Origin of the sequence: Thalassotalea sp. HSM 43 (genome assembly GCF_004752005.1) — a bacterium.
GTDB lineage: Bacteria > Pseudomonadota > Gammaproteobacteria > Enterobacterales > Alteromonadaceae > Thalassotalea_A.
In genome coordinates this window covers 2,682,114-2,695,388 of the sequence record NZ_CP038493.1, presented here as the reverse complement: position 1 = coordinate 2,695,388, position 13,275 = coordinate 2,682,114, and the positions used below count along the sequence as shown (strand labels likewise).

General features: G+C 43.7%; 12 protein-coding genes. 2 read left to right on the top strand and 10 right to left on the bottom strand.

The annotated features are described in order from the left end of the window. Positions 1-23: 23 nt before the first annotated feature. Entirely contained in the window at positions 24-644 is a 621-nt protein-coding gene (locus E2K93_RS11605) for an NUDIX domain-containing protein (RefSeq protein WP_135439251.1), read from the bottom strand. Positions 645-802: 158 nt separating this feature from the next. On the opposite strand from E2K93_RS11605, the gene tolC reads away from it, so the two are divergent. Beyond that, the gene (gene tolC, locus E2K93_RS11600; protein ID WP_135439250.1) at positions 803-2,143 is read left to right on the top strand and encodes an outer membrane channel protein TolC; all 1,341 of its coding nucleotides are present in this window, start codon (positions 803-805) and stop codon (positions 2,141-2,143) included. Positions 2,144-2,240: 97 nt separating this feature from the next. Here the strand turns inward: tolC and der are convergent, their stop codons facing one another. The 9 genes from der to ndk form a co-directional block, all read right to left on the bottom strand. Then, positions 2,241-3,731, bottom strand: coding sequence for a ribosome biogenesis GTPase Der (gene der, locus E2K93_RS11595; protein WP_135439249.1), 1,491 nt, complete (start codon positions 3,729-3,731; stop codon positions 2,241-2,243). Between the two features lie 139 nt (positions 3,732-3,870). Further along, positions 3,871-5,082: an outer membrane protein assembly factor BamB gene (gene bamB, locus E2K93_RS11590; RefSeq protein ID WP_228445282.1), complete on the bottom strand. Its 1,212-nt coding sequence runs from the start codon at positions 5,080-5,082 to the stop codon at positions 3,871-3,873. A 12-nt stretch (positions 5,083-5,094) separates the two neighbouring features. Then, complete coding sequence (locus tag E2K93_RS11585; RefSeq protein ID WP_135439247.1) at positions 5,095-5,727, bottom strand: YfgM family protein; 633 nt, start codon at positions 5,725-5,727, stop codon at positions 5,095-5,097. Positions 5,728-5,738: 11 nt separating this feature from the next. Next, positions 5,739-7,013 (bottom strand): histidine--tRNA ligase, encoded by a 1,275-nt coding sequence (gene hisS, locus E2K93_RS11580; RefSeq protein ID WP_135439246.1) that lies wholly within the window; start codon positions 7,011-7,013, stop codon positions 5,739-5,741. A gap of 93 nt (positions 7,014-7,106) precedes the next feature. Then, entirely contained in the window at positions 7,107-8,222 is a 1,116-nt protein-coding gene (gene ispG / locus E2K93_RS11575) for a flavodoxin-dependent (E)-4-hydroxy-3-methylbut-2-enyl-diphosphate synthase (RefSeq protein ID WP_135439245.1), read from the bottom strand. Between the two features lie 105 nt (positions 8,223-8,327). Continuing rightward, positions 8,328-9,308 carry a RodZ domain-containing protein gene (locus tag E2K93_RS11570; RefSeq protein ID WP_135439244.1) on the bottom strand — a complete coding sequence of 327 codons (981 nt, stop codon included), beginning with the start codon at positions 9,306-9,308 and terminating at the stop codon, positions 8,328-8,330. Positions 9,309-9,312: 4 nt separating this feature from the next. Beyond that, on the bottom strand, positions 9,313-10,725 hold the full coding sequence (pilW, locus tag E2K93_RS11565; RefSeq protein ID WP_135439243.1) for a type IV pilus biogenesis/stability protein PilW: 1,413 nt from the start codon (positions 10,723-10,725) through the stop codon (positions 9,313-9,315). Between the two features lie 74 nt (positions 10,726-10,799). Continuing rightward, the gene (locus tag E2K93_RS11560) at positions 10,800-11,930 is read right to left on the bottom strand and encodes a bifunctional tRNA (adenosine(37)-C2)-methyltransferase TrmG/ribosomal RNA large subunit methyltransferase RlmN (RefSeq protein ID WP_135439242.1); all 1,131 of its coding nucleotides are present in this window, start codon (positions 11,928-11,930) and stop codon (positions 10,800-10,802) included. A 230-nt stretch (positions 11,931-12,160) separates the two neighbouring features. Continuing rightward, positions 12,161-12,592, bottom strand: coding sequence for a nucleoside-diphosphate kinase (ndk, locus tag E2K93_RS11555; protein ID WP_135439241.1), 432 nt, complete (start codon positions 12,590-12,592; stop codon positions 12,161-12,163). Positions 12,593-12,757: 165 nt separating this feature from the next. On the opposite strand from ndk, the gene E2K93_RS11550 reads away from it, so the two are divergent. Then, the gene (locus E2K93_RS11550) at positions 12,758-13,201 is read left to right on the top strand and encodes a hypothetical protein (protein WP_135439240.1); all 444 of its coding nucleotides are present in this window, start codon (positions 12,758-12,760) and stop codon (positions 13,199-13,201) included. The last annotated feature ends 74 nt before the right edge of the window (positions 13,202-13,275 follow it).

Here is a 13,275-nt window from a genome sequence, read left to right as displayed (position 1 = left end):
CATTTTAAATACGACAGTTAAAGTTATCCACCAAACTGCAGAGCCAACCATTGTAACCCAATAATGCTGGAGGCGTTATTTACTTTGCCTTGTGCTTGCAACGCCAACGCCTCAGTTAAGGGTAGCTTATGCACCAGAATATCTTCATGTTCATCGGCAAGGCCATGATTTTGACCATCTTGGTACGCTGATAAGTCGGTATAAGCAACATACATATAAATTTTTTCAGAGGTACCACCTGGGCTCGGCAGAAATTCGCAAACAAACTGACACTCATCAGCCGTAATATCAATATTGGCCTCTTCTTTGGCTTCGCGAATGGCGACATCAATTGGCTGTTCGTCTTGATCAAACATGCCAGCAACAAATTCAAGCAACCATGGATTATCTTGACTGCGGATCGCACCGACTCGAAATTGCTCAATCATTAACACTTGTCGTTGTTTTTTATCAAAGATAATTAACACAACCGCATCACCACGCTCAAACACTTCACGGCGTATTAACGCACTTTCACCACCTGCAAATAACTTATGCTTAAGTTGATATTGATCAATGCGAAAAAAGCCCTGGTACTTAACATCGCGGCCTTCGACAATATAATCGTCAGAGTTAAATTGTTTGATTTTGTAAAGTTTGTTCATATTGTGTAATTCTTTTGAGCGAATACAATGTGTTAGAGAAATTTTCTGTTACACTTTAACTAGGCTGGATACCCCTATTTTTGTTCAGCATAGCATTAAATACCGATACAATTACCAAATAAAATATCAGCATTGGTAAATTAAGGGAAAGTAAACTCATGATAAAAAAATTAAATTCTGTTGTTGCGGGTTTAGTGTTGGCTGGTTTCAGCTCACTTACTAACGCGCAAGACCTACAACAAATTTATCAATTAGCGCTAGATAACGATCCAACTGTACTTCGTGCACAAGCTCAATTTAACGCCTCGCAAGAGACTATTGAGCAGGCTCGCTCTGTTTTGCTGCCTCAATTGAATGCCACCGCCACCTACTCGCAAACTGAAGTAGAACGTGATGACCAAGATTTCCTAGAACCAGAAACCACTGAGCTTGCATTGCAACTTAATATGCAGCTGTACCATCACAACAGTTGGTTGAGTCTAGATATTGCCGAGAAGAACGCGCATCGTTTTGACATTAATTATCAGTTTGTAAAACAACAATTGATCACCCGTGTCACCGAAGCGTACTTTAACGTTCTAGCCGCTTATGATGGCCTAGAATTTGCTCGTGCAGAAAAAGCCGCTATCGAACGTCAATTAGAGCAAACCAAGCAACGATTCTCCGTTGGCTTGACCGCGATTACCGATGTTCATGAAGCACAAGCACAATTTGATACCGCAGTAGCCGATGAAATTGCAGCAGAAAACCAAGTTTATACTGCAGAAGAATTACTGCGCGAAATTACCGGTGTTTACCCACGCGATCTAAGTGTTTTAAATACCGAGCGATTCAGCCCTTACTCGCCGACGCCGAGCAACGCCGACGAATGGCAAAAATTGGCTGAAGCGAAAAACTTACAATTGCTAGGTCAAAAAGTTAACTTGGATATTGCTAAAGAAAGCATCGATTTAGCCAGCTCAGGTCATTTACCTACGCTGAGCTTATTTGGTAGCTTATCTGCCACCGATACCGATGATGACTTCCTAGATATTGATGGCCAAGAAGACGATACGCAAATAATTGGTTTGCAATTGAATGTGCCGATTTACTCTGGTGGCAACACAAGTTCACAGGTACGTGAAGCGCAACAAAATTACGTTGTTGCTAGCCAAGATATGGAATTGATTTATCGTTCGATTATTCGTGAATCACGAAATGCCTATAACACCATCAATGCCACTATCTCAGGTGTTAAAGCCCTAGAGCAATCGGTTATCTCTGCAGAGAGTGCATTAAAAGCGACCGAAGCAGGTTTTGAAGTTGGTACTCGTACCATCGTTGATGTCTTGGAAAGTACCCGTAACTTGTATAATGCCAAGCGTCAGCTTTCAACAACACGTTACGCATATATCGTTAATATGCTGCGTTTGAAAGAAGCTGCAGGTACGGTATCCGAAGCCGATATATCAGCCATCAATCAGGGTTTGACCGCACCAACACAGCCACAAACTCCGTAGGCTAGATATCGCGGCTCTCTATTTGAGGCGAACACGATAAATAAAAAGGCGACCTTAGGTCGCCTTTTTTAATTGCCTAATGTGTCTAGATGAACGCTTACTTGTCTTTATCTAGATTCCAACCCTGAGTCGCTCGGGCTCGTTTCTTTTGTTCTGTGTATGTTAACTTACGTTTGTTAGCAAATGGGTTCATGGTGCCTCTAAAGTCGACTTTGATTGGCGTACCCATTATCTTCAACGACTTGCGGAAATAGTTAATCAAATAACGTTTATAAGACGCTGGTAATTGATTGACCTGATTACCATGAATAACAATCAATGGTGGGTTATAGCCACCAGCGTGCGCGTATTTAAGTTTAATGCGACGTCCGTTCACCAATGGTGGTTGATGATCAAAAACGGCCATATCAAGAACTTTGGTCAGCATCGCCGTCGAGGTACGTCTGGTTGCAGAATCGAACGCTTCTTCAACCGACTCAAAGATATGACCGACACCAGTACCATGTAATGCAGAAATAAAATGCAATCGAGCAAAATCGATAAAGCCTAAACGGCGGTCAATTTCAGATTTAATACGATCTTTAACGTCGTTATCTAAGCCATCCCACTTATTAACAACCAACACCAAAGAGCGACCTGAATTTAACACGAAGCCCAGTAAGCTCAAATCCTGATCAGTAATGCCTTCACGGGCATCCATAACCAATAACACCACGTTGGCATCTTCAATGGCTTTTAAGGTTTTAATTACCGAAAACTTTTCCACCGCTTCATGCATATTTTTACGACGACGAATACCGGCGGTATCGATAAGCGTATATTCACGCTCGTTACGCTCCATTGGGATGTACACACTGTCACGGGTGGTGCCTGGCATATCATAAACCACAACGCGTTCTTCACCGAGAATACGATTGGTTAATGTAGACTTACCAACATTTGGCTTACCAATGATGGCGAGTTTGATATTATCATCGGCAGCGATTTCATCGCTGTCATCAAATTCTTCACCTTCAGCCAACTCGACAACATCATCGTCGCCTTCGTAAAGGCTATCGTCTTCATCAATCTCATTTACACTGCGAGCAAACGCTTCAACATGCGGTGCGAGTGCAACATACATAAGTTGGGTAACACCACGGTTATGTGCCGCGGCAATCTGATGTACCGTCTCGCCAAGGCCAAGAGAGTAAAACTCAGCAATAGCAGAATCTGCATCGATACCGTCGATTTTATTGGCAACCAAAAACACCTTTTTGCTTTGCTTGCGTAAATGGTTGGCAATCGCTTCATCGGCTGATGTTAGGCCAGCACGAGCGTCCACCATAAACAGCACCGCATCGGCTTCTTCTATCGCCAGCAGAGATTGCTCCGCCATTTTTGCATCAATACCTTGCTCATTGCCCTCAATACCACCGGTATCGATAACAATAAAATGCTCACCGTCCACTTCGGCTTGACCGTATTGTCTATCACGTGTCAGTCCAGGAAAGTCAGCAACCAACGCATCTCGAGTGCGGGTTAGACGATTAAACAAAGTTGATTTACCCACATTAGGGCGCCCAACTAGGGCAACAACAGGAAGCATGGCCACCTCAATAGTACTTCGTTAAAAAAACGAGGAAAATGAAACAAATAACGGCCCCATTATATAATGGGACCGTTAATAACTTTAGCAACTCGGACGATTTTTTGCCGAGTTTAGGGCGTATTGCCCTTACATTGTTTTATTCAGCTGCAGCTGGTTCAGGTGTTTTAACCACCTCTAAGTCACCATCGCGACTCATTACATAAAGCAAGCCGTCAACAACCGTTGGTGTGACATAGATACCGCTCGAATCAACTTCGTGGCGTGCAACTATGCTGCCATCGGTTTTATCAAACCAATGCAAATAACCTTCAAAGTCGCCAACCACAACGTATTTACCAACGCTTACCGCACCGGTTGTACGACGATTGGTCAACAGCAGGTTACTCCATTGCTCCATACCACTATTGCGGTCGATAGCATAAACGTGGCCTTGCACATCGGTTGCGAAAATTTGGTTGCCACTGATGGTCAATTGACGATAAGACGAGTATTTACGTTTCCAAAGTTCACGACCACTGCGTAAGTCAATTGCCGCTAAATTACCATTCGTAGAAATAGCGTAAATTTTATCACCCACCACGATCGGGGTGACGTCAACATCAACAATACGTTGTAATTCAGTCGCACCGCTTGGCTCACCGATTTCGGTTGCCCAACCTTGCTGACCACTTTCAATGATATAAACACCAACTTCACCAGATGCTAGACCAAGGAAAATACCACCAGAACTGGCAACAACACCACTAACACCGCGTAACGTTAATGGCGGCACCGATTGCTCGGCTTTCCAAACTTGTTCACCGGTATTTGCGTCAAGTGCAATCAAGGCACCAGAGCCGGTGTTGGCAATCAGCAAGTTGCTTTCAAAAATTGGCTTTGAAATGACTTCACCTGACACTTTAGCGTGCCAAACAAGCTCACCAGTATTAGCGTCTAAGGCAAAAACGTCACCGTTTTCACTGCCCCATACCACCTTGTCATACCCTAGCGTCGCGCCGCCTGCGATACGAGCAGAAATAGGATCATCAAAAAAGCCTAGTTCATCGTTAATGTCGAAAAGGTCAACAGACCAAATTTCATCACCGGTTTTTTGGTCAAGCGCGTAGGCTTCACCAAAACGGCTCGCTGCGAATACTTTATCGTAACCAATGGCAGGTTTTAGACGAGAAAAGTAATGTGCCACACCGTCACCAATGCTTTCGTCCCAAACCACTTCTGGCTCAAACAATGCATCAATTTCGGTAAGCTCTGCCACCTTATCTTCTTCTTCTTCGTCGTCTGATGAACAAGCGAATAACGCGCTTGATAACAGAACAACACTTATTAGGCGTTTATTAAAAAATCTCACGGAGATCTCCAATTATTGGGCTAAAGTAACAGCCAGATCATCCAGTTTCATTTGCAATGTCGGGTTGCCTTGCAAGCCACCTGCATCGGCAGCGGCTTGGTACGCTGCGCGCGCTTGCTCTTTATCGTCTTGCAATAAGTACGCATCGCCTTTGGTTTCTTCAACATTTGCCTTAAAAGACTCAGGGAAGCTCGTTGCTAACGTTTGTAACGCCGCATCAAACTGCTGTTGCTGAATTTGTACACGAGCTAATCGTAAGTTGGCGATCGCTGTTAAGTCATCGCTTACGGTTAACGCCAAAGCAGCATTTAATTGCTTTTCTGCTTCTGCATAATCTTCTGATTGCACAGCATCTTGCGCTAACGCAAATGCAGCAAACGTGGCATAGACTTTATCAGAGTTGGCATCGATAAAGGCTTGAGTATTACTACGAAAGTCTTGCTCTTTGCTCGCAAACGACTCCATAGTTTGCTGATACTCATAGGAGGCTACATACTGCGACTCCAGCTGGCTGTCCTGATAATAGTTCCAGCCAATAAACCCGCCTAAACCTAGTACTAGACCAGCAATTAACGAGTTACCATTTTCTTGCCAAAACGACTTTATCGCTTCAACTTGTTGTTCTTCAGTTTGAAATGCTTCCACAACACTACCCTTTAAATTAATTCTTCAAGCAATTTAGCGACACCATCGAACGGTACCGTTTGTTGCTCTTTTTTCTCACGCAAATATTTGATTGTTGCCTGTTGCTGCTCAATTTCACTGTCACCTAAGATGATTGCAACTTGAGCACCAGACTTATCCGCGCGTTTTAATTGTTTATTAAATTTGCCACCACCACAGTGACATTGAATACGTATATCTTTTACTTGATCTCGCCATTGCTCTGCAAGTGCGACACCTGTAATTTCTGCCTGCTCACCAGCCATAACGATGTAAGCATCTACCGATGAACGAATATTGCCGAGCTTTTCCAGTTCAGTCAACATAAGAACCAAACGTTCGATGCCTAAAGCAAAACCAACACCTGGTGTACCTTTACCACCGAGTTGTTCCACCAAACCGTCATAGCGACCACCAGCACATACCGTGCCTTGTGCGCCCAGACTGTCAGTGACCCACTCAAACACAGTGCGATTATAATAATCTAAGCCACGAACCAAACGCTCGTTGATACGATAACTCACCCCAGCTGCATCTAAACGTTTACACAATTCATCAAAATGCTGCTTTGATTCAGGATCAAGGTGCTCTGATAAACTTGGTGCATCTTTTAACAATGCTTGCACGTCAGGGTTCTTAGAATCCAACACCCGTAGCGGGTTAGAATACATACGACGTTTGCTGTCTTCATCAAGAATATCTTGATGTTGCTCTAAAAATGCAATCAATGCATCTCGATATTGAGCACGCGCCTCATTAGAGCCTAATGAATTCAACTCTAGTGTGACAAACTCACTGATACCAAGTTCCCGCCATAAACGAGCACTAAGTAAAATAACTTCGGCGTCGATATCAGCGGTGCTGATACCAAAGCTTTCAATACCAAATTGATGGAATTGACGATAACGACCTTTTTGTGGGCGCTCATGGCGGAACATTGGTCCCATATACCATAGACGTTGTTCTTGGTTGTATAACAAACCATGCTGATTACCGGCACGCACACAACTTGCCGTTCCTTCTGGACGCAAGGTTAAGCTATCACCGTTTCTGTCGTCAAAGGTATACATTTCTTTTTCAACGATATCGGTCACTTCACCAATACTGCGTTTAAAAAGATTGGTAGACTCAACAATCGGCATGCGTATTTCTGCATATCCATAATTGCTGGCTACTCGACGCAACACGTCTTCTACCATTTGCCACTTATTGGTTTCACCTGGCAAACAGTCGTTCATGCCGCGAATTGCCTGAATCGCTTTGCTCACAAAAATTGTCTCTTCAAAGTGTTTAAAATAAAGGCTGGCATTATAGGGGATTTTTGCTCAATCTTACAACAAAATCCCCTAAAAACAGCGTGATCAGGATTGTTTTATGTCGATTCGATTATTGCTATCCATCATTTGTGCTTTAGCACGAATTTTACGTTCAAGCTGATCAACAATATCAAGGTTGTCAATTCGCTCTCTTTGGCGTTCGCCATCGACGTAAAAACCCGACTTTTTCGCACTACCGGTTAAGCCTAAATCAGAAATTGTAGCTTCCCCAGGACCATTAACAACACAGCCGATAATAGACACATCCATAGGCGTGATAATATCTTCCAAACGTTCCTCTAGCGCATTGACGGTAGAGATGACATCGAATTCCTGACGTGAGCAGCTTGGACAGGCGATAAAATTGATACCGCGGCTTCTCAAACGCAACGATTTTAGAATATCAAAACCAACTTTAATCTCTTCAACCGGATTTGCCGCTAACGAGACGCGCAACGTATCACCAATACCTTCCGCTAACAGCATGCCCATGCCAACCGCCGATTTTACCGCACCGGAGCGAAACCCACCGGCTTCGGTGATCCCCAAATGCAATGGATTGTCGATTTGTTTCGCCAACAAACGATAGGCGCCGACCGCTAAAAAGGCATCCGAGGCTTTCACACTGACCTTAAATTGATCGAAGTTAAGTCGATCTAGGATATCAACGTGGCGCATGGCCGATTCAACCAGAGCTTCTGGCGTCGGTTCACCGTACTTTTCTTGTAAGTCACGTTCTAACGAACCACCATTAACACCGATACGAATGGGAATATTTTTATCACGAGCGGCATCAACCACTTGGCGAATTCGGTCTTCTTTACCAATGTTACCTGGGTTAATGCGCAAACAATCAACACCGTACTCTGCCACTTTAAGGGCGATACGATAATCAAAGTGTATATCGGCGACTAAAGGCACTTTGACCTGTTGTTTAATCAGTTTAAACGCTTCTGCGGCATCCATAGTCGGCACACTGACTCGGACAATATCGGCACCGACATTTTCCAGAGCACGAATTTGTGCCACCGTCGCATCAACATCGGTAGTCTTGGTGTTGGTCATCGATTGCACAGAAATAGGCGCATCACCACCGACGGCGACATCACCAACCATAATTTGTTTTGACTTACGGCGTTTAATAGGAGATTCACTAAACATAATTACTTACTTGTCACTTCGGCATTAATTTAAAAAGGCCGCCATAGTTTAACACGGCGGCCATTGATTATCTTGATATCGATTGATTATCGGCCCATTTGTTGGCTATGGCATTTGTGCTGTAGGCAAATTAAATTTAGCAATTTGACCTATTTGGTAGCCACTTAAATCAACCGACTCTTGGTTGTAGCTTAGCTCAACCAATTCTGGCTTGCCTAAGGTGATTTTAAACGGCGCCTGACCGTTTAAGTTCATCACATAGCCGGCTTTCTTTACACCCCAAGCCAGTCGCTTACCATTAGCGTCAAATATATTGACCCAACAATCGCCTTTAAAGGTGAATTGTAAATTTGATTCAGGTGCATCATTAGCAACCGGTTGGGCAGCCTCTGGTTGTTGGCTAGCAACGGTTTCTACAGGCGCTTCAGGCTCTGCTTGCGGCTGTTGCGGTGCCGTTTGTTGCATATGCCTTTCGAATACTTGATCTTGGGTTTCGATCTCGTCTGGCTTTGCGGCAACCTCTTGGCTGACAGGCTCTGCATCGGCGCTTTCGTTGCTTTCAACAATGGTTTGCTTTATTGCTGGCTCGCTTGTTCGCTGCGCATCGTCGTTTTGTGTAGCGACGGTTACCGTATTTAACTCTGGCGCCAATGACAATGCAGTGGTGCTTGAAGTTTGCTGCCACCACCAAACGATGGTCAATACAAACATACTGAAGATCAATAAATAGATCACCAACATCAAGCGATTATTCTCGGCCTTTTTACGAGTACTTTGCGAGAAGCTTTTCATGTCGCCAGTACCTTGCAAACCATGATCAACACGGTCAAAACGAGCGACTATGTCATTATCATCAAGATTGACTAATTTCGCGTAGTTCCGGATGTAACCGCGAATAAAGGTTTTCGGCGTCTTACCTGAATATTGATCTGATTCTATTTCTTGCAACAGACTCACTCTCAGGTTCAGTTGGTCACCGATTTCTTCCTGAGATAACTGCATTAGCTCTCGTGCCTGACGCAGCATGGCGCCAGGACCTATTTTGTCAACACCCTGTTGTTCGATGTTGTCCGCTTGTTCACTCATAATTCTATTCTGGTTTCGTTAATCTAAGCACCTGCCCTAGCTGGATCTCTTCGTTGGTCAAATTGTTCCAACGACGCAGGGTGGAGATGGTAATGTTGTATTTTATCGAAATTTGGTAAAGGTTATCACCTTTTTGCACCACGTGGACCGGGCTTGCCATGTCCGCAACCCGTATTTTAACAGGTTTTGCCGGCACTGTGGCAGCAGATGTTGGCGGCGTTACCGCCGGCGTTGCTGCTTGCGTAACCGGTTTGCTTACAGGTTGTGGTTTTGTCACCGCTGCCGTTGCCCCGCTATTTTGCGCTAACTGTGCGTTATTATTCGCTTTTGGTTTGGCTGCGGTTACCGGCGCTGTGGTTTGTGCTTGACTCGCCTGGTTAGCGACCAAACTGTTTTGATCAATGCTTTGACCCGTCTGTTTGGCAATTGTTGCATCATCAACCAGTTTGTTATTGCTAAAATCGACTTTCGGCTTTTCGGTCCTCAAGCCATCAGATGGCAATTGCTGCTGTTTGTTTTTATTGACGACCACAATCGGCTTTTTGTTTACTTTGGCGCCGGATTTAAGCAATTTATATTTTTTATAGTCCTTGGCCATATCATCAGCACTAATATGACTCAATTCGTTATCTAAATATTGTTTTGATTCCACCGACTCTGGAAACATATTAAGCAACATGGTGGCATAGTTATTGGCAATTTCGTCATTACCAAGATTCTTTTGCACCTTAAAGCTTAACGCTATCGCCTGAGGCGTGAATCGGCGGGTAGCCAACTCAAAGCGACTTAAGAAATTTGCTGCTTGTTCATAATCTTTTTTCGCGTATTGCAACTGCGCCATTTGCATCAAACTCGATGCACTATTCGGACTGTGCAAAATACTACGACGCAATGCATCTTCAGCCTTATCAAACTCAGGCTCTTTCAAATAGCATAACGCGATATTTTCGTAGGTTTCCGAGACACGAATATAGGTAGGCACGCGAATGGCTTGTTTAAAGTAGACTTCCGCTTCTTCAACACGACCGCGTCGACATAAAAATACACCAAAGTTATTAAGCGTATTTGCGTCATCTTCAGCGAGTTCCAACGCCGCCAAATACGACTCTTCGGTTTGCTCGTACTCACCTACGGTTTCATAGTAATGTGCAAACGCAGTATAAACATCGACGAGATCAGGTGAAAACTGACGGGCTTTTTCTAGATTGTATTTTGCCTGGGCGGTATTGCCCATATCCAAATAGCCAAGCGCTAGTGAGATACGGGTTTTTGCCAGTTGATTATCACTATAATCTTTTTCAACTACAGGGGTATCGTCGGCGAAATTTTGGGTAACACAGCCGCCAAGACCGGTAAATACAGAAAGTGATAACAAGGTGAGGGCTACTTGCCCTGCCGAGTGTAGACGTTTGCTCATATCTTCAGCTCTATGATTGTTATTATTGCCAACAAGGTAATCTAACTGCCTAGATTACCTTGCCTGACGACAAATTACACCACTTTAACTGAAATTTCTTCGTTGTCTTTAAGTTGTTTCTTCAGGGCACGCTTGGTTCTGTCCTTGATATCGCCAGCCAGTTGTCCACAAGCGGCATCGATATCGTCACCACGGGTACGACGAGTAATAACAGTAAGACCATAACTTTGCAGGACTTTATCAAAACGATCGATACGCGAATTGCTTGAACGACCGTATGGTGATCCCGGATATGGATTGAACGGAATTAAATTGATTTTACTTGGCGTGCCTTCTAATGCTTTGGCTAAATCGTGCGCTTGATCGGTTGAATCGTTAACATGATCGAGCATGACATACTCAATAGTCACCTGTTTGTTGGCTTTTGAACCATCGATATAACGACGACTCGCAGCTAAGAATTCTTCCAATGGGTACTTTTTATTGATTGGCACTAATTCGTCACGCAAGGTGTTATCCGGGGCATGCACTGAAATAGCCAAGGCACAATCTACCTCTTTCTTAAGCATATCTAACGCAGGAACCACACCAGAGGTCGATACCGTTACACGACGTTTTGATAAACCATAGCCCAAATCATCTAAAAAGGTTTTCAATGCCGGGATCAGATTTTTCATGTTCAATAATGGCTCACCCATACCCATCATAACGATGTTGGTGATAGGACGAGTACCGGCAATACGAGTCGCACCAATATCATTGGCAACACGCCATACCTGACCGATGATTTCAGACACCGATAAGTTACGATTAAAGCCTTGTTGTGCGGTTGAGCAGAACGTGCATTCTAATGCACAACCAACTTGTGATGAAACACACAGCGTCGCGCGACCGTTTTCTGGGATCCACACCGTTTCAACTTCTTGACCACCTTCAAGCTTAATGGCGTATTTAATGGTGCCATCATTCGACACTTGTTTTTCTGAAATTTCTGGTGCTTTAATTTCAGTCAAGCGAGCTAACTTTTGACGCAATGCCTTATTTAAATTGGTCATTTTTTCAAAGTCATCGTAACCAAAATGATAAATCCACTTCATCACTTGATCGGCACGGAATGGTTTTTCGCCTATCGAGGCAAAATATTCGCGCATCATCTGATGATCAAAATCCAGCAGGTTTACCTTTTTTACAGCAGTGTCAGTCATTAAATTGGCTCACTTTCATTTACACGGGGACAGATTGTACAATTTTTAAACAAAGCAAACAATTTTACATTGTTATGAATTTGTTAATGGACTGTATTGTCAGTCGACTAACAAATTCACAACCGCTCACTTAGTCGGTCACATTAAGACAAAAAAGGATTTCACTGATAGCAGCAAAATCCTTCTTGTTTACAGGTCGCAATGCGACCTGTTATACGTCATTCGCTAAATTAGCGAGTACGTGGGCAGATTTCTTCGTCAGAGAAGAAGTATGCGATTTCACGAGCAGCTGACTCAAGCGCATCTGAACCGTGAACAGCATTTTCGTCGATTGATTCAGCGTAGTCGCTACGAAGAGTACCGGCTAGAGCTTCAGCTGGGTTAGTAGCACCCATGATTTCACGGTTCTTAAGAACAGCGTTTTCGCCTTCTAGAACTTGAACCATAACTGGACCAGACGTCATGAAGTCAACTAGAGCACCAAAGAATGGACGCTCGCTGTGCTCAGCGTAGAAACCTTCAGCTTTTTCACGGCTCAAGTGAACCATTTTAGAAGCGATGATTTTAAGACCAGCAGATTCGAAACGGTTGTAGATTGCACCGACAACGTTTTTAGCAACTGCATCTGGTTTTACGATAGAAAAAGTACGTTCGATAGCCATGATAAGCCCTCAATAAATTGTTATATAAAAATTTTGGCGCGATTATAGAGGAAATAATGGAAAAACACACGCTAAAATTTCCCCTGTGTCGGCTTTTACCTGATCCAAGAGACAATTAATGCTAGTTTGGATATATCGATGTTGCAATTTTGTTGTTTATAAAGAATGACTAAACCAAGTTTTAAGATAAAAAGCGAACTCCCCAGTGCGTTGCTAGCTGCATTATTACTGCTGCTGACGTGCTGTTTGTTGTTTCGCTTATCGCCAGCCAGCGCTGATGATGGCAAGGCAAGCAGTAAAGAATTACTGGACAAGACCCTGTGTCGTGAAGCCACCGCAAAGTATCAACTTGCCGATGAAAACGGTTACTTACATTGGTATCAAGGACAGGTTCAGGTGCATGTAAAAGTCGTCAGTATCATCGGCGATGATACCATTCGAATCCGTATTTTAAGTTGGTATGCCCATGACGAAACTCTGCGCCAATGGCAACCGTATTTAAAGAAACCACCGTTGCTCGACAACTTAGTATTAGAAACCGGCAGTTATCACTCAGTTAAACTTAAGCAATGGTATTTGTGCGCCGATAAACCGGTTACGTCTGTCTGAGTTATTTAAGTCATCGATAAAATAGCAAGCCAATAAAAAAGCCCGAAGTAAATTCTTCGGGCTTTTTAATAACA

Coding starts and splice junctions, on each gene's coding strand:
- ispG (WP_135439245.1), bottom strand. CDS start 8,222: ATGTTTAGTGAATCTCCTATTAAACGCCGTAAGTCAAAACAAATTATG.
- tolC (WP_135439250.1), top strand. CDS start 803: ATGATAAAAAAATTAAATTCTGTTGTTGCGGGTTTAGTGTTGGCTGGT.
- E2K93_RS11560 (WP_135439242.1), bottom strand. CDS start 11,930: ATGACTGACACTGCTGTAAAAAAGGTAAACCTGCTGGATTTTGATCAT.
- der (WP_135439249.1), bottom strand. CDS start 3,731: ATGCTTCCTGTTGTTGCCCTAGTTGGGCGCCCTAATGTGGGTAAATCA.
- ndk (WP_135439241.1), bottom strand. CDS start 12,592: ATGGCTATCGAACGTACTTTTTCTATCGTAAAACCAGATGCAGTTGCT.
- pilW (WP_135439243.1), bottom strand. CDS start 10,725: ATGAGCAAACGTCTACACTCGGCAGGGCAAGTAGCCCTCACCTTGTTA.
- E2K93_RS11550 (WP_135439240.1), top strand. CDS start 12,758: ATGACTAAACCAAGTTTTAAGATAAAAAGCGAACTCCCCAGTGCGTTG.
- E2K93_RS11570 (WP_135439244.1), bottom strand. CDS start 9,308: ATGAGTGAACAAGCGGACAACATCGAACAACAGGGTGTTGACAAAATA.
- E2K93_RS11605 (WP_135439251.1), bottom strand. CDS start 644: ATGAACAAACTTTACAAAATCAAACAATTTAACTCTGACGATTATATT.